We start from the raw sequence: 22,960 nt of genomic DNA, 5'->3' as shown, positions 1-22,960 counted from the left end.
CCCTCTCCCAGGGGGTGCCCCATCGTCGTACCGCCGCTGCCGCGACGTCAGTTGTTCTGCTTGCGGCGGTACAGCGCGAAGCCGAGGCCCGCCGCACCGAGTGCCGCCATGCCGCCGCCCGCCGCCATCAGGGGGGCGCTGTCGCCTGCCGGGGACATGCCGTCGGCCCCGGCCTTGACGCCGCCCTTCGGGACGACGTGGGAGGCGCCGTTCTTCGGCTGGACCTGGACCTGCGGCTTCTGGCCGTGACCGGTGTTGCCGTTGCCGTGGGTCTTGCCCTCGGTCCAGCCCTTCATGGTGCCGTCCGGGTTGAGCACGAAGTGCGCGCCGTTGTGCTGCCCGTACGCGGGCTTGTGGCCGGACTGCTTGATCGTGTCCCAGACGACCTTCTTGCCGGTGTCGGTGGACTTGGCGATCATGTCGGCCTCGTAGCCGGCCTTGGTCTTGTAGACCTTCGCGTCGAAGCCGGTGCCGCCGAGGTTCGTGTACTGGTGGACCAGGTGGCGCTTGTGGTCCGGCTTCGGCTTGGGCTGCGGCTTCGGCGGGACCGGCTTGGCGCCGGTGCGGGTGATGGTGCCGTCCGCCGAGAGCTTGAAGGTGTTCCCGTCGATCTTGGTGGTCTTCGGGTTGATGTACGCCTCCAGGGAGCCCTTGGCCTTGCCGTTGAGGGTGACGGCGGCCTTGGCGCTGCGGGCGGACGCGTTCACGTCGACCTTGGCGGACCAGCCCTTGCCGAGGTCCGTGGTGCCCTTGGACTCCCAGCTGCCGGGCTTCGGCGTCTCCGGGTCCTTGGACTTGTCCTGATCGGTCTTGTCCTGGTCCGTCTGGTCCTTGTCGGCCTGGTCCTTGTCCTTCTGGCCGTTGTCCGTCTGGTCCTTGTCGGTGTGGTCCTGGTCCGTCTGATCCTGGCCGTTCCCGTCCTGGTCCGAGGCGCCGGGCCGGTCACCCGCGGCGACCTGACCCTGCGGGTTCGACGGGGCGTCGGCGGCGAAGGCCGCCGTCGTCGGGACGGCGAGAGCGGCGATCGCCCCGGTGGCGATGGCGGCGGTGCGGAAGGTACGGCGGGTGGCACGCATAGCGGATCCCTTATGACTGGTCGGTCGAACTGTCCGTCTTTATGCCTCTTTGTGGCGGCGACAGACATGAAGCTACGGGCGCTGTGTGTGCGTCATCCGTAGGGAACGTAACAACCGGCCGCATGCGGTGGCGCGGAACCGTAAAGCGGGTAAAAGTGCAGGTCAGAGGTGGTCAGGTCGAAGGTCATCGGTTGTTCGGGACCTACGTCATGCCGCCTCCGCCCGCCCCGCGAGCCACTCCCCGTAAGCGGGCGCCTGGCGTGCCGCCTCCCAGTACGAGGCTTCGAGGTCCCCGTACACCGCGTCGAGCTCCCCCTCCGTACGGGCCGCCACAACGAGGCGTACGCCGAGCGGGTCGCCGTGCAGTGGCCGGACCGTCATGTTGGGTCTCGCGTGCGAGGTCGGCTGGCAGACCGTGACGACCTCGCCGGTGGCCACGAGGGAGGACGCGGTGAGGTAATCGCCGTGCAGGACACGGGGGTTGAGCCCGGCCTCGCGCAGCACCCGGAGCAGCCCGTCCCACTCGCCGTCCACCGTAGGGTCCACCATCCACCGGTCATCGGCGAGATCGGTGAGGTGCACGACGGCCTTGCCCGCCGCCGGGTGGTCGGCGGGCAGGAAGACGAACTGCGGCTCCCGCTCGACCAGCACGCGCCGCCGCAGCCGCTCCGGCATGCGCAGCGGACTCCCCTCCACCTCGTGCACGAAGGCCACGTCGAGCTGCCCGCCCGCGACCATGCGGAGCAGCGCGTTCGCGGAGACGTCCATCTGGAGCGACGTCTCGGTGGTGGGCAGGCGCAGCCGCAGCCGGCGCAGCCAGCCCGGTATGGCGCAGCTCGCCGTGGAGCCGATGCGCAGCTGCGGGCCCTCGGAGGCGCGGGCGGCGGCGGCCTTGGTCTCGTTGACCAGCGAGCGCATCTCGCTGACCAGGGGGCGGGCACGGCTGAGGACGAGGCGCCCGAGCGGGGTCGGACGGCAGCCGGTGCGTCCGCGGGCGAAGAGCTGGCCCCCGATCTCCAGCTCGATGCGGCGCAGCTGGGTCGTCAACGACGGCTGGCTCATGCCGAGTTGGCGCGCCGCCTTGTGCAGGCTGCCGGTGTCGGCGATGGCGCACAGCGCGCGGAGGTGCCTCACCTCGAGCTCCATGGCTGTGAGCGTAGAGCGGTGGGCGTCGGTGCACCAGACTCACAAACCCCACGTGAACCACCTGAGTTGGGCACACCCGGAGCCCGCCCGAAGGTTGGCCAAGGGCGGGCGATAGCCCGGCACTATCACCACTTGCCATCATCCGCGGAAGCCCCGGTTCCCTGAGACTCCCCCTACCGAACCGTTCACCTTTCACCGAACGAGTAGGGAGCCCCCCACATGAACAAGCGTTACCTCTCTGTCGCGGCCGTCATCGGCCTCGCTGCCGCAGGTATCGGCACGACATCAGCGACGGCCGCGACCCCCACCGCGCCGTCGTCCGTCTCCGCGTACGCCAACTACGCGGGCTCCGGCGAGGAAGCCAAGGCCAACAAGGCCTTCTTCGACGCCGTCCTGAAGTCGGTCGCCGAGAAGCGCGCGGCCAACCCCGGCACGAAGCAGGTCACGGTGGTGTACGACGCCTCCGGTGCCCCCACCTTCGCGCAGCAGATAGCCAGCAGCACGTCCATCTGGAACAGCGCGGTCTCCAACGTGAAGCTCCAGGCGGGAAGCAGCGGCGCGAACTTCGAGTACCGCGAGGGCAATGACCCGCGTGGCTCGTACGCGAGCACGGACGGCCACGGCAGCGGGTACATCTTCCTGGACTACGCGCAGAACCAGGAGTACGACTCGACCCGTGTGACCGCGCACGAGACGGGCCACGTCCTCGGCCTTCCGGACCACTACGAAGGCCCGTGCAGCGAGCTGATGTCCGGTGGCGGACCGGGCACCTCGTGCACCAACTCGCAGCCGGACGCCAATGAGCGGTCCCAGGTGGACCAGCTCTGGGCCAACGGTCTGGCGAAGGCGCTGGACAAGCTGGACAGAATGGAGAAGGTCGGCTGACCTGCCGCTTCACCCACTGTGCCCATCAGCGCGCTCGACGCTGATGGGCACAGTGCTGCCGCCGGTCCCGGTGCCGGTCCCGGCGTCCGTCACTCGCTCGTGTAGTAGCGGTAGAACGTCATCGCGAACACGCCGCCCGCCACCGCGAGCGACATGATCACGGACCGCAGGACCGTCGCGTCGGTCAGGCTGTAGAGATAGCCGAACGCGATTCCGGCGAAGGCCGCCCAGGCCGCCGCGCGCAGCTCGCGCGGCAGCCGGGGCGCGATCGTGCGCAGCCCCATGAAGACCGCCGCGACGACGACTCCGGCCACGACGCCGAGCAGGACGTTGCCGGTGGTGATGGGCCCCGCGTCGCGTGCGATGCCCGCCGCCCAGATGCCGTAGACGAGGCCGAGGAGCACGGTGGCCGTCGCCGCCCTGGTGGCGGCGGAGCCGCCGAGCACGCGGGGTGATGTCGAAGTGGATGCCACGTGAGCCATGACGGGTCCTCCAGACACGGTCGCCCCCCATCCAGGGCACACCCGCCCGCGCCGCCCGGCAACTCGGCGGCTTCAGTGGTAGCGGTTGTAGCCGCCCTGGCACGAGTCCCAGCACGGCTTGTACTGCTGGCACGGGTCCGCGGTGGCGCAGCTGGGCACATGCTGCCCGCCGGTGTCCACGTACGCGGCGCTGGCCCAGCCCTGCACCCCGCCGAGCCAGTACCAGGACGTGTCGCCCCAGACGCTGGACCCCTGCGTGACGCACTCGACGCGGTCCTGGCTCTCCGCCGGGAGCTTCGCGACGATCGAGGCGCTGGTGGACGGCGCGTCCCGGATCTTCAGGTCGACGGGGGCGACGATCGTCCCCCAGACCACATGGTGGTCGTGCGTGGGTGCCGCGGCGACGGCCGGTGACGCGCCCCCGAAGGACAGCGCGCCCGCGGTCAGGAGCGCGGTGACGAGAGTTCCCAGGGCGGCCGGAGTGCGCCTCAGGGCCGGAGTGGTCCGCATGATCGACCTCCTCGTTCCCCCTGTTCCCCCGGATCCCTCCACCCCTTTTCTCCCCCCTCCAGCAAACACCCGTTCGGGCTAGGGCTCCACCGGACGAGTGAGTTCACAGGTGGGAGTTCTTGCCCCCGTATGCACTCGTCCCGGTCGCGCCCCGCGTGATCGGGACTTCTGCTGGGGGACGTGCTCAGACGTTCGCTGTCCGCCGTCCTCCTCGTGCTCGCCGTCCTCCTCGTGCCGCTCGGCGCGCTCTCGACCTGGGCGAAGTACGAGATCGAGGACGCCGACCGGTACGTCGCCACGATGGCGCCGCTGGCCTCCGACCCCGATGTGCGGGACGCGGTGGCGGACGCGGTCACGGACGGGGTGGCGAAGGCGATCGACGCGGGGCCGCTCCAGGACACCGTCGAGTCGTTCGTACGGGACGCGGTGCGGTCCTTCACCGGGACCCCGGCGTTCGAGGCGGCCTGGAAGGCGGCCAACCGCGAGGCGCACGCCGCGGTGCAGGACGCCCTCACCGACCAGGCCGACGGCGGCGCCGTCACCATCGACCTCGCGCCGATCACCGAGCAGGTCGAGCGCCAACTGGACGCGGACGGCGTGCCGTTCGCGGACCGCATCCCCGTCACCCACACCGAGGTGACGCTCATGGAGTCGTCGGACCTCGGGCCCTTCGGGAAGGGATTCCACATGCTCCAGGTGGCGGGCCTCTGGCTCCCCCTCGCCGCGGTACTGCTCGCCGTGGCCGGCATCTTCCTGGCGGTGCACCGCCGCCGCGCGATCATCCGCACGGCCCTCGGCGCGGCCCTCGCGGGAGCAGCCCTCGCCCTCGCCGTCATGGTGGGCCGGGGTCTGACCCTGGACGACCTGCCGAAGGACGTCTCCCGCCCGGCGGCGGAAGCGGTCTACGACGCGTTGACGTCCTCGCTGAGCGTGGCCGGCTGGGTGATCCTCGGGGTGGGCCTGGCGGCGGCGCTCGCCGCATGGCTGCTCCGGCGAATGCAACCCTCCCGTACCTCCCGCCGTCTCTAGGGGAAGATTCGCGCAGCACCCCAGACGGATCAGACGGAGAGGCCGGCCTTGGACAGCGCAGACAGCGCAACGGCAGCCAGGACGGCTCCCCACGAGGAGCGGCACGAGCCGCGGGCGAAGCGGCGGCCGGTGCACCGCTTCTCCGCCTGGCTCGCGGCTCTCCTCCTGGCCGGTGTCAGCACCGTCATCGGCTTCCGGACCGCCGACTCCGACGGCGTCACGCCCGTACCGCAGATCCTCGCGTTCCTGCCCTGGCTCATCGTCCCTGCGGTCGCCGGGCTGCTGCTCGCCGCGCTCGCCCGCTGGCGCGTCGGCCTCGTCTGGGGAGTCGTCGTACTCGGCGGCGTCGCCTGGTTCATGGAGCCGTACGGCAAGACCGACGACCCTGAGGGGCACGCCGTCGCCGAGATCCGCGTCATGGCGTCCAACGTGGAGTTCGGCCAGGCCACCCAGGGGCTGCTCAAGGCGGTCCGCAAGGAGAAACCCGACCTCCTCTTCGTCCCGGAGTGCGACTACAGCTGCTCGGACACCCTGCGCGACGAACTGCCCCGCTCCGACTACCCCTACCGCACCGCGAGCGAGGCCGGCGGCGCCGAAGGCTCGGTGATCGTCAGCAAGCTGCCCCTGAAGAAGGCGAGCGGCCTCGCGGGCACCCTTGGCATGCCCGGCGCCGTCGCCGAGCTGAAGAACGGCCACCAGGTCCGCGTCCAGCTCGCCCACCCCATGCCGCCGCTGCCCAGGCAGCTCTCCACCTGGCGCACCGAACTCGCCGGGATCCGCGACTACGCCGCCGAGGGCAAGCGAGCGAACCGGTCCACCATCATCGCGGGCGACTTCAACGCCACCCAGGACCACGCGGCCTTCCGCGACATCCTGGACACCGGCGGGGTACGCGACGCCGCCAGCCTCGCGGGTTCCGCCCGCACCCCGAGCTGGCCCGCCGACCTGATGTCACCGCTGGGCACCCAGATCGACCACGTTCTGCTCACCCCGGACTTCTCGGCCCGTGACGCCCGCTTCCTGGAGATCGGCCACACGGACCACCGGGCCCTGGTGGTGGACGTGACGCTGCACGGAACGGACCGGTAAAACGCAGGTCAGGCCGGGCAGCGCGGCAACAGCGGCAGCGATAATGGCCGCATGCCCCGCCGTGAGTCACCCGCACCACCGGGCCCTCTGAGCGCCCTCGCCCCACCCCCCTGGCTGGTCAGGACGCTCAAACCGCAGACGGCGCCGGTCCCGTGGGCCGCGGTGGCGCGCGCGGCCGTCGCCATGGCGCTGCCCCTCCTCATCGGCCTCGCGGCAGGGCAGCCCGCGTACGGGGCGCTCGCCTCCATGGGCGCCCTGTCCGGAGTCATCGGCGACACCGCCGACGCGTACCGCATGCGGATCTTCAACATCGCCGTGCCGCAGCTGTTCGGCGCGATCGGCGTCACCATCGGCTCGCTCGTCTTCGGCCACGGCTGGGTCGCGGTCGGCGTGGTGACCCTGGTCGCGCTCGTCTCCGGGATGATGTCCACGATCGGCGCGGTGGCATCCGTGTCAGGGCTGCTGCTCCTCCTCAACTCCGTGGTGGGCGCGGGGCTTCCGATGCCGGGGGAATGGTGGCTGGCCCCGGCCCTGATGACGAGCGGCGGCCTGCTCGTCCTCCTCCTCGCCCTGCTCGCCTGGCCGCTGCGGTCCGGCATCCCGGAGCGGGCCGCCGTCGCGGCGACCTACCGCAGCGTGGCCGCGCTCCTCGAAGCGGCGGGCACCGAGCGGTACGACGAGGCCCGCACCGCCGTCACCGCCTCCCTGAACCAGTCGTACGACCTCGTCCTCGCCCGGCGCACCCGCGCGCACGGCCGCAACCCCGATCTGGTGCGCCTGATCGCCCAGTTGAACGCGATCACGCCCGTCATCGAGGCCGCGCCGGCCGCCCACCAGTGCGGGGTTCCGATGCCGCCGGAGTTCCCCGCCGAGGTGCGGCGCCTCGCGGACGAGGTGGCGTCCCCCGGAGCCGCCCGGGTCCCCGAACCGGTGCTCCCCGAGCCCGTCGAACCCTCCGCCGACGCCGTCGACCACGCCCTGCGGCACGTGGCCGAACTCCTCAACGACCCCGACCCGCACGGCGTCGTGCACGTCGACGACCGCCTCGGCCGCCCCGCCGCCCTGCGCGTGCGGGCCCGCAGAGCCGCCCGCAACGTCGTCCTGTCGAGCGCGTCCTGGCGCTACGGCCTGCGTCTCGCGCTCTGCATCGGCATCGCGCAGTCGCTGGTGTCCCTGATCGACGTGCCCCGCTCGTACTGGGTGGCGCTCACCGTCACGTTCGTCCTCAAGCCGGACTTCGGCTCGGTCTTCTCGCGGGCGGTGCTGCGGGCGATCGGCACGGCGGCCGGGCTCGTGGTCGCCGCCGCCGTCCTCGCCGAGGTGCCGCGGGGCTGGTGGGACGTGCCGGTGATGCTGGTCCTCGCGGCGCTGATCCCGGTGTTCACGACGCGGGGTTACGGCTACCAGACCGCCGCGATCACCCCGGTCATCCTGCTCCTGTCGGACGTCCTGAACCACCAGGGCTTCGGTCTCGTCGTGCCCCGCCTGGTGGACAGCCTGATCGGCTGCGGCATCTCCCTGGTGGCGGGTTACCTGCTGTGGCCGGAGAGCTGGCACACCCGGATCGGCGACAGCCTTGCCGACGCGGTGGCCGATACGGCGTCGTACGTCGAGAGCGCGTTCGGCACGGCGGTGGACGTGGCCGCGCGGGCGCGGATGCGGCGCGGCCTGTACCGGGACCTGTCCGTCATCCGCACCGAGTTCCAGCGCGCCCTGACGGAACCGCCTCCGATGGGGGCGCGGGCGGCGGCGTGGTGGCCGCTGGTGATCGCGGTCGAACGGATCGTGGACGCGACGACCGCCGCGCGGGTGCGGATTCGGCATGGGGCGGGGGAGCCGAGCCTCACTGAGGTGGGGGAGGTCGCCCGGCAGTTGCGGGAGTTGGCGCAGGGTCTGCGGGACTCGGAGACCCTGGAGGAGGTCTCTGCTTCCTTCATGGGCGCCCAGGAGAGTGTCCTGGAGCCGCTTCGCCAGGAGGTGGCGGCGGCGAGGGCGATCGCGTCGCCGCCGCGGGTGTGAGGTTCGGGCGTTCCCTGCGGGGCTTTCCCCAATCCCACCCCTTCCCGAAACCATGGGGCTCCGCCCCCTGGACCCCCGAAAAGATGGCCTCAAACGCCGGCCAGGCTATATCTGGCCTGGCCAGCGTTTGAGGCCGAACTGGGCGAAGCCGGTGATTACAGCGCTTCCAGATCTACCGCTCGGGCCATCGCCCGATACCCCGCATCATTCGGATGCAGGTGATCCCCGCTGTCGAACTCAGGGGCGATCCGCTCCCCGTCCGCCGGATCCGCAAGCGCCCGGTCGAAGTCCACGTACCCGTCGTACTCCCCGGAGTTACGCACCCACTCATTGAACTCGTCGCTCACCTTCGCCGCCCGCTCCCCGTAGTGATCCGAACCCCCCAGCGGCAGCAAGGTCGCCCCCACCACCTTGACCCCCTTCGCGTGCCCGGCCCGGATCAGCTTCCGGTGCCCCGCGATGAGTTCGGCCGCGCTCACCTTCGGCGCGGGCTTGTACGTGGGCGTATCGCTCTCGCTGAAGCCGATGTCGTTCAGGCCTTCGAGGACGACCACCGTCCCCACCCCGGGCAGGTCGAGCGCGTCCCGCCCGAAGCGGGCGGTACCCCTCTCCCCGTACCAGGCCGAGTCGTTGAGGACGAGGTTGCCGCCGATACCGGCGTTCAGGACCGGCCGGGGCGTCCCCGCCTTGGCGAGCCGCTCGGCGAGCGCGTCGGACCAGCGGCGGTTGAGGTCCGTGGAGGAGGCGAAGCCGTCGGTGATGGAGTCGCCGAACAGGACGATGCCGTCACGGGCATGTGCACGGTCACGGTCGCGTGCGCCCCTCACGTCCACACCCGACAGGAAGTACCAGGACTCCGTCGACTCGTCGAACGCCCCCGCACCCGCGTCCCCCACATGATCCCCGTCCGCCCGGTAACTCGTCGCGAACGACTGCGCGTGGAACGTGGCGGGACCCGTGGTCCGCGCGAGGTGCAGGGTCACCGTGACCGACTCGAAGGGCTTCAGCCTCAAGCCCGCCTCGTCACTGGAGAGTTGGCCGTGTGCCGGGATCTCCACCGACCGCCTCCCCTCGAACGTGAGGCGCCGCACCGAGCCCTCCTCGACCGCCGCCCCTTGCTTCGTGCGGGCGATGGTCGCCCCCGCGATGTGCAGCGGCGACGTGCCGTACGCGTTGGAGAGCCGGATACGGGCTCTGTCACCGCCCTCGGTGACGCGGACGACCTGGCGCAGGGTGTGGCCGGAGAAGCCGTCCTCCGACCAGTTGGCCTTGAAGCCCGTGCTGGCACGCTGCGGCGACGCGGCCCAGGCGGCGGTCCAGGCGGGGCCCGACGGCTTCGAGCCCGAGGCGTGGGCCCCCGTGACGGCGAGGCCGAGACCGGCCGTCAGGGCGAGCGCGGCGGTGGCGGCGACGGCGGCGGACGTACGAGTACGCGAACGCATGGGAATCTCCGGGGAGTTGAAAGGAGTGGAAGGAGGCATCCGGTGACCGGACTCCTCCAAGATCCGCCTCCGCCCACCCCCGATCAACGGCGATCCGTGAAACGATTACCACGCTCAGGCTTATCGATGCAGGTCAGAGCCGTAAAGGGCAGAGAAGGACCTACGGACGGGGCGGGGAACAGCAATGGAACGCCAAGAACTCGAAACCTTCCTCACGCTCGCCGAAGAGCTCCACTTCGGCCGCACCGCCGAACGCCTCCTCCTCTCCCAGGCCCGCGTCAGCCAGACCGTGAAGAAGCTGGAGCGCAAGATCGGCGCCCCGCTCTTCGAGCGCACCAGCCGCAAGGTGGAGATGTCCCCGCTGGGGCGGCAGTTGTACGACGACCTGGCGCCTCTGCACGTACGCATGGAGGCCGCCGTCGCCCGTGCCAAGGACGTGGCACGCGGCGTCGAGGGCGAACTGACCGTCGCCTTCCTGGGGTCGGGCGCGGGCTCGCTGACCTCCGCGATCCTCCGGACGTTCCGCGAGCGCTGCCCGGGCTGCGACGTCCGGATGCGCGAGACCCAGTACGGCGACCCGCTCGGCGCGCTCCGCGGCGGTGACGCCGACGCGCTGTTCACCTGCCTCCCCGTCGAGGAGCCGGACCTCACGGTCGGGCCGGTCGTCATCAACGAATCCCGCATGCTCGCCGTGCCGCTCGGCCACCGCTTCGCCGGGCGCGACAGCGTGTCCCTCGAAGAGTGCGCGGGCGAGACCTTCTTCGGTGTCGTCAACGGCGCTCCCGGCTACTGGTGGGACTTCCACCACCCGCCCCGCACCCCCAGCGGCCTGCCGATCCGCCGCGGTCAGTCCGTCGCCGGGTTCCAGGAGCTGATGACGCTGGTCGCCATGGGGCAGGGGGTGTCGCCGGTCGTCGCGTCCGTGGAGAAGTACTACGCCCGCCCGGACATCGTCTTCGTCCCGCTGGACGACGTCCCGTCGGCCGACGTCGCCCTCATCTGGCGCACCGCCGCCGAGGGCACCCCGCGCCTCGACGCGTTCGTCCGCGCGGTGCGTGACTCCGTCGCGGCAAACGGAGGACCGGCGCGGTTCTGACGCTCACGCGCGGCCCCCGCGCGGGAAGATGCCGTGCGTGACCGCTGCCCTGACCTACTCCGCCGCATTCATCACCTTCTTCTCCGTCGTCGGGCCGCCCAAGGTGCTGCTCGCCTTCGGCGGCCTCGCGCAGAACCATCCGGTCCGCGAGCTGCGGATGATCGCGCTCGTCTCGTCCGGTGCCGCCGTCGTGGTGGGCCTGATCGCGGGCTTCACCGCGCCCTGGCTCCTGGAGCTCTTCCACATCTCCACACCAGCGCTCCAACTCGCGGGCGGCGTCATCTTCTTCATCTACGCCGTCGGCCTCGTCCTCGGCGTCCACCTCGGCTCGGACGGGGCGAACCAGGACGCCCCCGACCTCGTCAGCGGCGTACGCGAACTGCTCATGCCGTACATCGTGAGTCCGCTCGCCATGACCGCCGTGCTGATCGAGGCGGCGGCCCGCGACACCTGGTCGTGGCGTTCCACGGTCGTCGGCGCGTACGTCGCCGTGGTCGCCCTGGACCTGGTCTGCGTGGTGCTGCTCGCGCGCGTCCTGCGGGGCACCCACCACGCCACGATCGAGCTCTTCGGCCGGCTGCTCGGCCTGCTCCTCGCGGCGGTCGGCGTGGACCTGGTCCTGGACGGGCTCGCCTCGCTCGGCGTCCCGGGCCTGGACCGCCACTAACCCGCCGTCTTCGAACGGCCCTCCTCGATCAGCATCTCCGGGCGCCCCGTCACCAACAGCCAGGCGGGCAGCGCCGCGACGCACAGGATGGGCAGCACGGAGAGGTCCATCACCACGACCGCCGCCGTGAACAGGCTCAGCCAGCCCTGCCGCGTCGTGGCGAGCAGCACGCCGAGGATGGCGCAGGTGATCGCCAGAGCGGGCGGCACCCCGTCGACGAGGGCGTGCGCGAACATGCCGAGCGCCACGCCCACGAAGACCGCCGGGAAGATCCGTCCACCACGGAACCCGCAGGTGGCGGCCACGCAGAGCGCGAGGATCTTGACCAGGGCGAGCAGCAGCAGGTTGCCCGCGTCGTGGTCGGCGGCCTCCGCCGTCAGCTCCTTCATCTCCTCCAGGCCCTTGAAGAGCGTGAGATGGCCGCCGAGCGCGCCCAGGGCGCCGAGCACGAGACCGCCCACCGTCAGCATCAGCACGGGATGCCCGAGTTGGCGGAAGGCGCGGTGGAGGTGGGGGAAGGCGTACACCGCGCACAGCCCTACGGCCGCCGCCCCCGTGCTGATGACCATCGCGGAGAGGATGTCGCCCCAGTGCGGCCCCGAGTACGCCGGGATGTCGATCTGGAACGTCGGGTGCGCGATGAGCACCGTGGTCAGCGCCCCCGCGCCCGCCGCGACCAGCGGTGCGAAGAGGCGGTCCCACAGCGGGCGCGGGTCGGGGCCGGGGGCGGTGACGGTCTCGGAGAGGATGAGCGCCGCCGCGACCGGCGTACCGAAGAGCGCGCCGATGGTCCCCGCCGCCGCGAGCGCGACCCAGTCGGCGGCGGGAGTACGGGGCATGACCTGTACGCCGAGTGCGTAGGCGAGGGCGATGTTGATCGCCGTGATCGGATTCTCCGGGCCCAGGCTGACACCGCCCGCCAGGCCCACGACGACGGCGAGCGCGATGCCGGGGAGCACCCGGACCGGCAGCGGCGGGTCGACGAGGCCCAGCGTCGCGGGGTCGGGCCCGGCGTGCCCCGGGACCTTCCACACGATCAGCCCGACGACGAGCCCCGCCACGGTGAGCACGCCGATGATCCACCCCGCCGACGTGCCGGAGACACCGACCGCGTCCGGCAGCGCGTCCCACAGCAGATCCTGCAGCCGCTCGGCGACGAAGCTGAGCAGCAGCAGGGCCAGGCTGGACCCGACGCCGACGAGCAGGGCGGGCAGCACGAGCGGGAGCAGGGCGCGGGCCTGCGGCGTCCAGAGCGAGGGGCTGCGGTCCGGCGTGGATGTCTCGGTCATGGACCCTCCGGGGCAGCCCCCGCCTCTCGCTCGGTCAGACGGTGGGAGGCGGCGTACGGCCCGCGTCTCCGGGCGGACCGGGGTCGGCGCCCGCGGAGCCCTCGGCGAACGGGCCGGGGCCGGAGGTGGTGCGCCGGGGCTCCCAGCCGCCCGGTGCGCCCGGACCGCCGCGGCGGTCGTCACGGTCCGAGTGGTCCGTGCACAGCGCCCAGATGACGAAGATGCCGATCGCGATCGCGATCAGCGCCCAGATCGGCTGATACGGCAGCCACATGAAGTGCAGGATCACGGAGAGCGAGGCGAGCGCGACACCGCACGCCTTGGCCCAGGTCGCGCCCTTGAGGATGCCGTAACCGGCGATCGCGACCAGGATGCCGAGGATCAGGTGGATCCAGCCCCACGTGGTGAGGTTGAACTTGTAGACGTAGTCGCCGATGCGTGCGTAGACGTCGTCCTTGGCGATGCCCGCGATGCCTTCGAGGATGCCCAGGATGCCGCTGACCAGCATCAGGACACCCGCGAACACCGTGCCGCCCGACGCCCAGGGGCTCTCGCCCCGCGGGTTGCTCGCTCCGCTGCTCATGGGCTCCCTTTCTTAGCCGGTCAGGAGTTCACAGCGTGTGACAGCCCTACGGGGCACGCGACCGGGCTTGGGCCGAACGGGTCCCTTCGGGGCCTCCGGCGCCGCACGATTCCGCCATCGGATCGGACGTTAGCGGGGCGTTAGTCAGACAGCGCCAGATCAACAGCAGCAGCGGACAGTCTTGTTCTCACCAGCCCGAACGACCGGAAAGAACGGGAAGAACAATGACGCACACCACCCTCCGCAACGCCCGCAAGGCCGCCGCCGCCATGGTGATCACCGTCGCCGCGTTCGGGCTCACCGCCTGCCAGGGCAGCGGCAACGACACCTCGTCGTCCTCCGCCTCCAGCTCCGCCTCCAGCTCCGCGACCAAGTCCGCCGGGAACTCCGCCGACGGCAAGTCGACGAGCACGCCCAACAAGTCCGGCAAGAGCTGCACGGACCAGATCAACTACGCGGGTGACCCGCGCTCCAACGCCGAGATCAACTCCATCGGTGCGGACACCGGCACCTGCCCGACGCCGGAGAAGGGCAACAAGCCCTCGGGCACCCCCACCCAGTCCGGTGCGAGCTGCACCGACCAGATCAACTACGCGGGCGACCCGCGCTCCAACGCCGAGATCAACTCCATCGGCGTGGACACCGGCACCTGCCCCAAGCCGCAGAAGGCCACCAAGCCCACGGGCACCCCCCACAAGCCCGGCGTCAGCTGCACCGACCAGATCAACTACGCCGGTGACCCGCGCTCCAACGCCGAGATCAACAGCATCGGCGAGGACACCGGCACCTGCCCGCCGGCCAAGCACCAGTAAGCGCGGGACCCAGGGAACACGGTTCGAACCTTGGAGAGTCCGTGACGAAGAACGACCAGTCCGACGAGCACCCTCAGGCGCCGTGGTGGTGGGGCGTCGGCCCCGTCGGGGCCATCCTCATCATCCTCACCGGGATCGCCTGGACGCTGTGGGCCTTCCTCGGCACCGCCTCCGCGGACGACCCGGTGGCCGGCTACCAGGGGAGCAAGATCGTGGCCGTCGGCCTCGTCCTCCTCGGCGCCGCCGCCCTGGAACGCCTCCGCGGCCGACGTCCGCGTACGGACGGCGAGACCGGCACGTCAGAGGACCCGCCGGTTTCATGATTCACGCCTCCGGCGTGGAGTTGACTGGTTACGCTGGGCTACCAGATGAACTGAGCGTCACACGGCGCCGGTTATGGGGGTGGCCCACGCATGGTCAACATCCGCGACCTGGACCCCAGCGCGTCCCCGCTGGACTACTACGGCTCGGAACTGCGCCGCCTCAGAGAGGTCGCGGGCCTCAAACAGGGCCAGTTGGGGAGCTGCATCTTCTGTACGGCGTCACTGATCGGCCAGATCGAGACGGCGAAGAAGGTACCGACGAGGGATTTCTCCGAGCGGGTGGATGCGGCGCTCGGGACTGACGGGGTGTTTTCGCGGTTGGTGGGGCTGGTGCTGCGGAGCCAGTTGCCTACGTGGTTTCAGGCGTATGCGGAGCTGGAGGCTCGGGCTACTTACATCTCCACGTATCAGTGCCAGTTGGTGTACGGACTTCTGCAGACCGAGTCCTACGCGCGTGCCGTACTCGGCGTCAGGACCGACGACCACCTCGACGCTCGGACAGCCGCCCGAATGGAGCGGCAGCGCATCCTGGAGCGGGAGAGTCCGCCGCTGATGTGGGTGGTGCTCAGCGAGGCGGTGCTGCACCAGGAGATCGGTGGCCGAGAGGTCATGCGCAATCAACTGGCCCACCTATCGGACCTGCACAGACGTCGAGATTGGGTGAGGGTGCAAGTCCTGCCGTTCGCGGTCGGCGCGCATGCCGGGCTGTCCGGCACATTCACCCTCCTGCGCTTCAAAGACGACCCGGATCTTGTCTACACCGAGGACTTCGTCCAGGGGCACATGACCGCCAACCCGCAAGCCCTCAGGGAGGGTTCACTCCGTTACGATCATTTGCGAGCCGCCGCGCTCTCCGTAGAAGCCTCGGCGGCGCTGATCGCCCGTGTAATGGAGGAGCGCTATGGGGACCAACCAGCAGCTGACGGGCGCGCAGTGGCGTAAGTCGTCCTACAGCTCGGACACCGGCGGCGACTGCATCGAATGCGCCCCCCTCAACGGCACAGCGTGGCGTAAGTCGACATACAGCAGCGACACCGGCGGCGAATGCATCGAATGCGCCCCGCTCAACGGCACGGCATGGCGTAAGTCGGGCTACAGCGGCGGCACCGGAGGCGACTGCATCGAATGCGCTCCCCTCGATGGCGCCACGTGGCTCAAGTCGACGTACAGCGGCAGCGGTGGCGGCGACTGCATTGAACTCGCCCAAGCCCAGTGCAACGAAACCATCGCCGTCCGCGACAGCAAGGACCCCGAAGGCCCCGCCTTCACCACCACCCCCCGAGCCTTCGCCACCTTCGTAGCGGCAGCGGCAAACGGCACGCTGAGGTAAGCGCCCCGCAGGGGCGCGGGGAACTGCGCGACAAGCCACGACGCACCCGCAGCGGCGAGGCGGCGAGACGGCGACGCCAGCCTCACCCCGCCGAGGCCACGGCCCGAGTGATCTCCGCGGCCATCCGGCGGATGCCGGGCGAACGCGCAGGGCAGGGCCGGGACTTGGCCGTGGTCGGGGCGAGACAGAAGTGCAGGTAGTCATCCCCCCGGTGCAAGGCCGCGCGGCCAGCCCCGGTGCAGTAGGCCGGGTGCGACCGCTCGTACGACGTGCACGGCAGCTTCTCCACCCACGTGTACCGATCCGCCGCCGGAGCGACCGCGCGGCCCGCGTCGGCGATGACCCCGCCGGAGGCCCGCGCCTGCGCCGCGTAGATTCCGTTGACGCGCCGGACGCGGTCGGGCGTGATCGGGTCGGGGCCCTGGAGGACCCAGACGATCCGCGGCCGGCCCGCCCCGGACCCGGCGCCGCGGATCTGCGAGGCGAGTTCCTTCGCGTCGGCGGCGTACCGGTCGAAGTACTTCTGGCGTGCCTTGTCGTACGTGATGCCGTCCATGCAGGGCGTATAGCCCCACGCGTTGCCCCAGAACTGGAGGACCACGTAGTCGGGCCGCTGCTCGCGGACCAGCGTGGCGGCCTTGTCCTTGTCGGGGACGAGGGAGTCCTTGCCGGTGCCTTCGAGGTAGTCGCAGAGGGTGGTGCCGGAGTAGGGCGCGCTGCGGTAGCGGGCGCCGAGACCGTCGCGGAGGTGGTCGCCGAGGACCGTCTGGTTCTCCATGGCGAGGGAATCGCCGAGGTAGAGGACCTTCGGGGCGTTCGCGGGCCGTGGCTTCTCCGCGGCGCGGCGGCGGGTGGTCGAGGAGGGCGAGGGGTCGGCGGGCCCGGCGGGCGGCTCGTCCCGCGCGGCGTCGGAGGTCCGTGCGGCGGCGGGGGTCTCCGGGACCTCGTCCGACGCCCCTCCGGAGCCGGGGTCACCGCACGCCCCGAGGAGCAGCACAGCGGCCAGCACCCCACCGATCCACGGCTTGCGCATACGCCAACTCCCGTTCAGGCGACCGAAATAGCCCCTTAGGCAAGCACAGTCACCGTCGTGTGAGAAGAGAGCGGGTGGCGCTTTTGGCCCGCTTCAGGCCTCGCATTACCCCGGACGTAATCGACCCCTCGCGGACCGCGCGGCAAGCTCAGGTCATCGGAAAGAACAGCCCGGATGACCAGCCGCAGGAGGCACCCGCCATGACCGCACACGCCACCACCGCGTACGAGACCGCCGTCGCCCGCTACTTCGAGGCGTGGAACGCCGAGGGCGCCGAGGACCTGGCCAAGGCCGTGGCCGCCTGCTGGAGCGAGGACGGCGGCTACACCGACCCGCTGGCCGACGTCACCGGGCACGAAGCCCTCGCCGCCGTGATCGCGGGAGCCCACGAGCAGTTCCCCGGCTTCGAGTTCCGGCAGCTCGGGGCGGTCGACGGCCACCACCACGTCGCGCGCTTCGGCTGGGAACTGGTGTCGGTCGCGGACGGCTCGGCCCCCGTCGCGGGCTTCGACGTCATCACGCTCGCCGACGACGGCCGGATCCGGTCCGTGCACGGCTTCCTGGACCGCGTGCCCACGGCCTGAGGCCCGGTGCACGGCGGGATCCACGATCGGCGTTCGCCCTACGAACCACTACAGGCCCGTAGGGCGAACCGGCCCGAGGTGCGTCAGCGGGCCACGTACTGCGTGAGGATCGCCTGGACCTCGTAGATGTCGACGCCCTTCGTGAACGTCTTCTGGATCGGCTCGGGGGTCCCGGAGATCCAGATCTTGAGCTCGGCGTCGAGGTCGAAGTGCCCGGCGGTCTCGACCGCGAAGTGCGTGATGCTGCGGTAGGGGACCGAGTGGTACTCGACCTTCTTGCCGGTTATCCCCTGCTTGTCGACGAGGACGAGGCGACGATCGGTGAAGAGCATGGTGTCGCGGATCAGCAGGAACGCGGCCTGCACCTGCTCACCGTGGCCCAGCAGACGCGCGTAGTCCTGCTGCGCGGTCATCGGATCGATCGTGTGAGCGTTTCCGAAAAGTGCCATGAGAGACCCCCCATTCAGTTGAACTCAAGGAATCTCCGACTGTAACGCGCGCACTGTGGGACGCCTGCTCTGTCACATCTTGCCGAGCGCATCCGTCAGAGGAATGGAAGCATCGGCAGCGGCATAGGAGATCACCATGGAAGCTCGTCTGAACCTCTTCGGCAGCTCGCTCGCGGGCAAGGTCCTGAAGCACATCAACTCGGCGTCCAAGGTCGTGACGGACTCGACCCTGCCCGCCGCGACACAGGAACTGGTGAAGATCCGCGCCAGCCAGATCAACGGCTGCGGGTTCTGCACCGACATGCACACGAAGGACGCCACGCACGCGGGCGAGACGTCGACGCGCCTCAACCTCGTCGCCGCCTGGCGCGAGGCCAAGGTCTTCACGGACGCGGAGCGCGCCGCCCTTGAGCTCACGGAGCAGGGGACGCGCGTCGCCGACGCGGCGGGCGGTGTCACGGACGAGGCCTGGGCGGACGCCGCCAAGCACTACGACGAGGACCAGCTCGCCGCCCTGGTGTCGCTCATCGCCTTGATCAACACGTACAACCGGGTGAACGTCATCGTCCAGCAGCCGGCGGGTGACTACCAGCCGGGCCAGTTCGGCTGAACGGGGAAGCAAGGGGAAACAAAAAGACCCAGGTCGCCGACCTGGGTCTCAACTGTGGAGCGGGTGACGAGAATCGAACTCGCACTCTCAGCTTGGGAAGCTGATGTTCTACCACTAAACTACACCCGCGAAAGACACCGTCTGTGGCGGTGTCGTAACGTCGCACACTCTACCTCATCCCAGGCCCCGGGCGCTTTTGCCGTGGGGCCTGCGTGCTGTCCGGGGCATGGATGGCGCTGCGGGACGCGGGAGTTGGGGCGTACGGTGAGGGACCGGAGTGCCGCCTGGAGGGGCGCCCCATTCGTCCCGTAATGTGGCCTTTCGTCGTCAGCTCGCGTACGAGCAGAGTGCGGGACGCTGCGAGCTCAACTACGGCTTTGGGGAAGGGACTCGAGGACTTGATGGAGCACACCGTCGTCCGATGTGCCGAAGGGCACGTGTTCAGCACTGCTTCGTTCCCGATGCAGAAGGCCGACCGGCTCGGACCCGGCCGGCTGATCCGCTGTCCACGATGTGCCCGGTTGCGGCATGCCGTGCCGGTCGCGTCGCAGAAGCGGTAGCGGCAGAGGCCCAGGCAGGCCCAGGCAGGCGCAGGCAGGCACCGGACGCAGAGAACGACAGCGCGCGGGGCCGTCCGATTGGGGCGGGCCCGCGCGCTCTGCGTATCCTCGGTGCGTGCTTCTCTCAGACAAGGACATCCGGGCCGAGATCGACACCGGACGAGTACGGATCGATCCGTACGACGAATCCATGGTGCAGCCCTCAAGCATCGACGTGCGGCTCGACCGCTACTTCCGGGTGTTCGAGAACCACCGCTACCCCCACATCGACCCCTCCGTCGAGCAGGCCGACCTCACGCGGCTCGTCGAGCCCGAGGGCGACGAGCCGTTCATCCTGCACCCCGGCGAGTTCGTGCTGGCCTCGACGTACGAGGTCATCAGCCTGCCCGACGACCTCGCGAGCAGGCTGGAGGGCAAGTCCAGCCTGGGGCGCCTCGGGCTTGTGACACATTCCACGGCCGGGTTCATCGACCCCGGCTTCTCCGGGCACGTGACCCTGGAGCTCTCCAACCTCGCGACGCTGCCGATCAAGCTCTGGCCGGGCATGAAGATCGGGCAGCTCTGCCTGTTCCGGCTGACCTCGCCCGCCGAGGAGCCCTACGGGTCGGAGCGGTACGGGTCGCGTTACCAGGGCCAGCGCGGACCCACCGCCTCCCGTTCCTTCCTCAATTTCCATCGGACACAGGTGTGACATCCAGCATGAGTGACGTGCGCGAGAACCTTACGTACGAGAAGTTCGGCGGCGCCGTGCGCGAGCTCGCGCAGACCATCGCCGATGACGGCTACCAGCCCGACGTGGTGCTTTCGATCGCGCGCGGTGGCGTCTTCGTCGCGGGTGGCCTCGCGTACGCGCTCGACTGCAAGAACATCCACCTGGTCAACGTGGAGTTCTACACGGGCGTCGGGACGACCCTGGAAATGCCCGTCATGCTGGCGCCCGTGCCGAACGCCATCGACTTCACCGACAAGAAGGTGCTCATCGCCGATGATGTCGCCGACACCGGGAAGACGCTGAAGCTCGTGCACGACTTCTGCCTCGACCACGTGGCCGAGGTGCGGTCCGCCGTCATCTACGAGAAGTCGCAGTCGCTCGTGAAGTGCGAGTACGTCTGGAAGCGCACCGACGACTGGATCAACTTCCCGTGGAGTGTCGAGGCTCCCGTCGTGAAGCGTGCCGGGCAGGTTCTCGACGCCTGAGACCCGGACGGACGAGGACGGCCCCCGGCGGAGTGATCCGCCGGGGGCCGTCCTGTTCTGTCTGTTCTGTCTGCTCTGTCCGCGGGGTTAGAACGTGCCGAGCTTGATGATCGACAGCAGCGCGAGCAGCTGGATCGCCGACGCGCCGAGCGCCTTCGGCCACGGCAGGTCGTGCGACTTGCTCACCATGGCCGTGAGCAGCGCGCCCGCCGCGATCCAGGTCAGCCAGCCGAGCAGCTGGACGAAGGACTGGCCGCCGCCGAGGAACATCGCGACGATCACGCGGGGCGCGTCCGTGATGGACATGATCAGCATGGAGAGGCCGACCGTCGGCTGCCAGGCACCGTCGCCGCCGAGCTGGCGGGCGAGGGTGTGCGTGACCACGCCCAGGATGAACGCACTGATCGTGATCGCGACGCCCGTGGTGAGGACGTACGGCACGGCCGTGGAGAGCGTGGCGCTGATGGCGTCCTCGCGGGCGCCGTCGAAGCCGAAGATGGCGAGCAGGCCGTAGAGGAACGTCACGATGAGGGCCGGGGCCCACATCGCGTAGTCCCGCATCTGGAGGAAGGTCGGGCCCGGGCGCAGCACGATGCCGCGCAGCAGGTCCTTCCAGTGCAGGCGCGGGCCCACCGGGGCGGGGGCCTGGCCCGCGCGGTAGGTGTCGCCCTGGTTGTACGGGTCCTCGCCCACGGAGAAGGCCTGGGTGTGACCCGGGTTGTTGGCGGCGTACGGATCGAAGCCCTGTCCGCCTTGTCCGCCCTGGCCGCCGTGCCCCTGGCCTCCCGGCCCGCCGAAGTACTCCGGCTCGCCGTGGTTGCCGTGGTTGCCGCCCGGCTGCGGCCACTGCTGCCCGCCGTATCCGCCCTGGCCCTGGCCTCTCTGGCCCTGGCCGTACGGCGGCTGCTGCCTGCCGTACTGCTGCGGGGGCGGCTGAGGGGAGCCGTACGGAGGCTGCTGGCCCTGGGGGGCCTGCTGCCCGTACGGCTCCTGCCGCGGTCGTTGTTGGGGTCGCGCTTGCGGGGTGCGGTTGTCCCGGCCGCGTCCGATCCTGAATCCAGCCACGAATCGAACGTACCTGGTCTGGAGGGCCCGGGTCGTCCGTCCTGTGGAGGAGAGCGGCTTTGCCGCTGACCTGTGACAACCCTTAGGGGGACCCTGAGGGGTTTTCCCCAGGGTCCTCCCACGGTCCGGGTGCCGCCGGGGACCGGTTACTTCCCGAGCACCGATCCGTAGGCCAGCGGGTTCAAAGAGGCGGGCAGGCCAAGGGAGTTCGGGGTGACGACCGAGCCGCCTGCCTTCGCGCCCGGCAGGTCCCAGACGCCGCCCGCTGCGGAGTTCTCGCCGGGCGCCGCGACGGACAGGTCCGGTACGCCGTCGCCGTTGTGGTCACCGAAGGCGAGTGCCGCCCCGAAGAGGTCGCCCGCCTGGGCGACGCCCAGGATGTCTGGGGAGTTCTGCTGGTAGGCGGCCGTGCCCGGGTTCGCCGCGCCCGCCGGGTCGAGCAGGCCCATCTCGCCGCCCTTCAGGACGGTGACGCTGCCCGCCTTCGCCGCGCTGCCGATGGCCTCGCCGGGGGCGCCCGCGATCAGGTCGTCGTGGCCGTCGGCGTCGATGTCCGCCACGGAGAGCGCGTCGCCGAAGCCGTCACCGGTCTCGGCGACGCCGGGCATGCCCGGGGTGTCCTGGTTGAACGTCTGCTGCTCCCAGCCGAAGCTGCCGTTCGGGCCGCCGAAGCGGATGTGGACGGCGCCGCCCTTGGCGAGCTGCTCCGGACCGCACGGGTCGGTGATGTTCTCGTCGGCGATCTCGCGGCAGTTGCCGAGGGCGAGGTCGTCGTAGCCGTCGCCGTCGAAGTCGCCGCCGGCCAGGGCGTTCGCGGCGCCGTTGGAGTTGTTCCAGAAGTTGGCCATGGAGCCCTCGTCCTTGTTCCAGCCGTAGAGGCGGAGGTGGGACTGGGTGTAGGGCTGGTTCTGCGTGTAGTAGCCGAGGGCGAGGTCGGGCAGCCCGTCGGTGTCGAAGTCGCCGGTGGCCATGACGGGGGCGCGCCCGCCCATGCGGTCGGCCATGAGGGGCTGGGTGTCGGCGGCGAACGGGTTGAAGTTCGCGACGACCTTGTCCTTGCCGCCGATCGCGAGGTCGACGTCCGTGTCGCCGGTGAAGTCGGCGGCGACGAGGGCGTTGCCGTACGCGTCGTTCGACGCGGCGCCCCTGGCGGCGGTGTTGGCCAGGGCGAAGCCGTCCCCTGTCCCGTAGAGGACGGTGACGGAACCGGCGTCGGTCTTGGCGTCGATGTCCTCGCCGGGAGCGCCGATGACGAGGTCGGCGTACTGGTCGCCGTCGACGTGCGCGGCGACGACGGACCCTCCGAACCGGTCCCCGGCCTCGGGCGTGCCGGGCACCTCGACGGTGGCCTGGGTGATCCGCCGCACATCGTGCGGCCCCGGCCCGTACTTCCCCCCGAACACGACACTCACGTACCCCGCCTTGGCCTCACCCCCGACACTGCCACTGGGCACACCGACGAAGAGGTCGTCGTAACCGTCCCCGTTGAAGTCACTGACGAGCGGAGCATCGGCGGCCCCGGGCGCGGCACCGGCGGCCCCCGCGAGAGGGAGGACAAGACCGGTGGCGGCGAGGGCGGTGGCGGCGGCCAGGGCGATGGTGCGTGGGCGCAGGGTCACGGGGACTCCAACTTGTCGATGGTCTAGAGGCCGGGCCCGCATCGGAGGAGGTGCGGGCCCGGCAG

24 protein-coding genes, 1 tRNA gene and 1 pseudogene are annotated in these 22,960 nt (G+C 70.5%); 14 read left to right on the top strand and 12 right to left on the bottom strand.

The annotated features are described in order from the left end of the window. Window positions 1-47 precede the first annotated feature (47 nt). Both OG302_RS20665 and OG302_RS20660 read right to left on the bottom strand, forming a co-directional pair. Complete coding sequence (locus tag OG302_RS20665) at window positions 48-1,076, bottom strand: hypothetical protein (RefSeq protein ID WP_371528132.1); 1,029 nt, start codon at window positions 1,074-1,076, stop codon at window positions 48-50. A 207-nt stretch (window positions 1,077-1,283) separates the two neighbouring features. Then, window positions 1,284-2,222 carry a LysR family transcriptional regulator gene (locus OG302_RS20660; RefSeq protein ID WP_371528131.1) on the bottom strand — a complete coding sequence of 313 codons (939 nt, stop codon included), beginning with the start codon at window positions 2,220-2,222 and terminating at the stop codon, window positions 1,284-1,286. A 219-nt stretch (window positions 2,223-2,441) separates the two neighbouring features. Between OG302_RS20660 and snpA the strand changes: the two genes are divergently transcribed. Continuing rightward, window positions 2,442-3,107, top strand: coding sequence for a snapalysin (gene snpA, locus OG302_RS20655; RefSeq protein WP_371528130.1), 666 nt, complete (start codon window positions 2,442-2,444; stop codon window positions 3,105-3,107). A gap of 89 nt (window positions 3,108-3,196) precedes the next feature. Here snpA and OG302_RS20650 read toward each other — a convergent pair whose 3' ends face one another. Both OG302_RS20650 and OG302_RS20645 read right to left on the bottom strand, forming a co-directional pair. Next, window positions 3,197-3,589, bottom strand: coding sequence for a hypothetical protein (locus tag OG302_RS20650; RefSeq protein ID WP_371528129.1), 393 nt, complete (start codon window positions 3,587-3,589; stop codon window positions 3,197-3,199). A 72-nt stretch (window positions 3,590-3,661) separates the two neighbouring features. Then, the gene (locus tag OG302_RS20645; RefSeq protein ID WP_371528128.1) at window positions 3,662-4,099 is read right to left on the bottom strand and encodes an SH3 domain-containing protein; all 438 of its coding nucleotides are present in this window, start codon (window positions 4,097-4,099) and stop codon (window positions 3,662-3,664) included. A 180-nt stretch (window positions 4,100-4,279) separates the two neighbouring features. Between OG302_RS20645 and OG302_RS20640 the strand changes: the two genes are divergently transcribed. The 3 genes from OG302_RS20640 to OG302_RS20630 are packed head-to-tail and all read left to right on the top strand — an operon-like array spanning window position 4,280 to window position 8,236. Beyond that, window positions 4,280-5,128, top strand: coding sequence for a hypothetical protein (locus OG302_RS20640; protein ID WP_371528127.1), 849 nt, complete (start codon window positions 4,280-4,282; stop codon window positions 5,126-5,128). A 48-nt stretch (window positions 5,129-5,176) separates the two neighbouring features. Next, entirely contained in the window at window positions 5,177-6,217 is a 1,041-nt protein-coding gene (locus tag OG302_RS20635) for an endonuclease/exonuclease/phosphatase family protein (protein ID WP_371528126.1), read from the top strand. Window positions 6,218-6,268: 51 nt separating this feature from the next. Further along, window positions 6,269-8,236, top strand: coding sequence for an FUSC family protein (locus OG302_RS20630; protein ID WP_371528125.1), 1,968 nt, complete (start codon window positions 6,269-6,271; stop codon window positions 8,234-8,236). Between the two features lie 155 nt (window positions 8,237-8,391). Here the strand turns inward: OG302_RS20630 and OG302_RS20625 are convergent, their stop codons facing one another. After that, window positions 8,392-9,678 carry an SGNH/GDSL hydrolase family protein gene (locus OG302_RS20625; protein WP_371528124.1) on the bottom strand — a complete coding sequence of 429 codons (1,287 nt, stop codon included), beginning with the start codon at window positions 9,676-9,678 and terminating at the stop codon, window positions 8,392-8,394. A 184-nt stretch (window positions 9,679-9,862) separates the two neighbouring features. On the opposite strand from OG302_RS20625, the gene OG302_RS20620 reads away from it, so the two are divergent. Both OG302_RS20620 and OG302_RS20615 read left to right on the top strand, forming a co-directional pair. Further along, entirely contained in the window at window positions 9,863-10,774 is a 912-nt protein-coding gene (locus OG302_RS20620; protein WP_371528123.1) for a LysR family transcriptional regulator, read from the top strand. 37 nt (window positions 10,775-10,811) lie between these two features. After that, window positions 10,812-11,441, top strand: a complete 630-nt coding sequence (locus OG302_RS20615; RefSeq protein WP_361829088.1) for a MarC family protein — start codon at window positions 10,812-10,814, stop codon at window positions 11,439-11,441. Here OG302_RS20615 and OG302_RS20610 read toward each other — a convergent pair. Continuing rightward, window positions 11,438-12,730, bottom strand: a complete 1,293-nt coding sequence (locus OG302_RS20610; RefSeq protein ID WP_371528122.1) for an ion channel protein — start codon at window positions 12,728-12,730, stop codon at window positions 11,438-11,440. The two genes, OG302_RS20615 and OG302_RS20610, sit on opposite strands and share 4 nt — an antisense overlap. Before the next feature lie 181 nt (window positions 12,731-12,911). Beyond that, window positions 12,912-13,313: pseudogene (locus tag OG302_RS20605) on the bottom strand (hypothetical protein); the annotation flags it as partial. 224 nt (window positions 13,314-13,537) lie between these two features. On the opposite strand from OG302_RS20605, the gene OG302_RS20600 reads away from it, so the two are divergent. The 4 genes from OG302_RS20600 to OG302_RS20585 all read left to right on the top strand — a co-directional run bounded on the left by OG302_RS20600 (window position 13,538) and on the right by OG302_RS20585 (window position 15,778). Further along, a complete protein-coding gene (locus OG302_RS20600; protein ID WP_371528121.1) occupies window positions 13,538-14,125 on the top strand; it encodes a hypothetical protein in 588 nt (195 codons plus the stop codon). Between the two features lie 41 nt (window positions 14,126-14,166). Next, window positions 14,167-14,448, top strand: coding sequence for a hypothetical protein (locus tag OG302_RS20595; RefSeq protein ID WP_371528120.1), 282 nt, complete (start codon window positions 14,167-14,169; stop codon window positions 14,446-14,448). Window positions 14,449-14,538: 90 nt separating this feature from the next. Beyond that, window positions 14,539-15,390, top strand: a complete 852-nt coding sequence (locus tag OG302_RS20590) for a Scr1 family TA system antitoxin-like transcriptional regulator (RefSeq protein WP_371528119.1) — start codon at window positions 14,539-14,541, stop codon at window positions 15,388-15,390. Continuing rightward, window positions 15,350-15,778: a DUF397 domain-containing protein gene (locus tag OG302_RS20585; RefSeq protein ID WP_371528118.1), complete on the top strand. Its 429-nt coding sequence runs from the start codon at window positions 15,350-15,352 to the stop codon at window positions 15,776-15,778. The genes OG302_RS20590 and OG302_RS20585 overlap by 41 nt, the downstream gene beginning before the upstream one ends. An 82-nt stretch (window positions 15,779-15,860) precedes the next feature. Here the strand turns inward: OG302_RS20585 and OG302_RS20580 are convergent, their stop codons facing one another. Then, window positions 15,861-16,811 carry an SGNH/GDSL hydrolase family protein gene (locus OG302_RS20580; RefSeq protein WP_371528117.1) on the bottom strand — a complete coding sequence of 317 codons (951 nt, stop codon included), beginning with the start codon at window positions 16,809-16,811 and terminating at the stop codon, window positions 15,861-15,863. A 200-nt stretch (window positions 16,812-17,011) separates the two neighbouring features. Here OG302_RS20580 and OG302_RS20575 point away from each other — a divergent pair, with 200 nt between their 5' ends. Then, on the top strand, window positions 17,012-17,395 hold the full coding sequence (locus OG302_RS20575) for a nuclear transport factor 2 family protein (RefSeq protein ID WP_371528116.1): 384 nt from the start codon (window positions 17,012-17,014) through the stop codon (window positions 17,393-17,395). Window positions 17,396-17,478: 83 nt separating this feature from the next. Here the strand turns inward: OG302_RS20575 and OG302_RS20570 are convergent, their stop codons facing one another. Then, a complete protein-coding gene (locus OG302_RS20570; protein ID WP_160506205.1) occupies window positions 17,479-17,844 on the bottom strand; it encodes a PH domain-containing protein in 366 nt (121 codons plus the stop codon). A 136-nt stretch (window positions 17,845-17,980) separates the two neighbouring features. Between OG302_RS20570 and OG302_RS20565 the strand changes: the two genes are divergently transcribed. Beyond that, window positions 17,981-18,454 (top strand): carboxymuconolactone decarboxylase family protein, encoded by a 474-nt coding sequence (locus tag OG302_RS20565; protein WP_361829102.1) that lies wholly within the window; start codon window positions 17,981-17,983, stop codon window positions 18,452-18,454. A gap of 55 nt (window positions 18,455-18,509) precedes the next feature. On the opposite strand, the gene OG302_RS20560 is transcribed toward OG302_RS20565, so the two are convergent. After that, window positions 18,510-18,583, bottom strand: a tRNA-Gly gene (locus tag OG302_RS20560). A 546-nt stretch (window positions 18,584-19,129) separates the two neighbouring features. Here OG302_RS20560 and dcd point away from each other — a divergent pair. Both dcd and OG302_RS20550 read left to right on the top strand, forming a co-directional pair. Next, complete coding sequence (gene dcd, locus OG302_RS20555; protein WP_361829103.1) at window positions 19,130-19,705, top strand: dCTP deaminase; 576 nt, start codon at window positions 19,130-19,132, stop codon at window positions 19,703-19,705. An 8-nt stretch (window positions 19,706-19,713) separates the two neighbouring features. After that, window positions 19,714-20,211, top strand: coding sequence for a phosphoribosyltransferase (locus OG302_RS20550; RefSeq protein WP_361829104.1), 498 nt, complete (start codon window positions 19,714-19,716; stop codon window positions 20,209-20,211). An 87-nt stretch (window positions 20,212-20,298) separates the two neighbouring features. Here the strand turns inward: OG302_RS20550 and OG302_RS20545 are convergent, their stop codons facing one another. Together OG302_RS20545 and OG302_RS20540 are read right to left on the bottom strand one after the other, a co-directional pair. Then, a complete protein-coding gene (locus OG302_RS20545; protein WP_371528115.1) occupies window positions 20,299-21,276 on the bottom strand; it encodes a Yip1 family protein in 978 nt (325 codons plus the stop codon). A 146-nt stretch (window positions 21,277-21,422) separates the two neighbouring features. After that, window positions 21,423-22,895, bottom strand: coding sequence for an FG-GAP repeat protein (locus OG302_RS20540; RefSeq protein WP_371528114.1), 1,473 nt, complete (start codon window positions 22,893-22,895; stop codon window positions 21,423-21,425). Window positions 22,896-22,960 lie beyond the last annotated feature (65 nt).

It is taken from the genome of Streptomyces sp. NBC_01283, assembly GCF_041435335.1.
Classification (GTDB): Bacteria; Actinomycetota; Actinomycetes; order Streptomycetales; family Streptomycetaceae; genus Streptomyces.
This window is presented reverse-complemented; position numbering and strand designations above follow the sequence as displayed.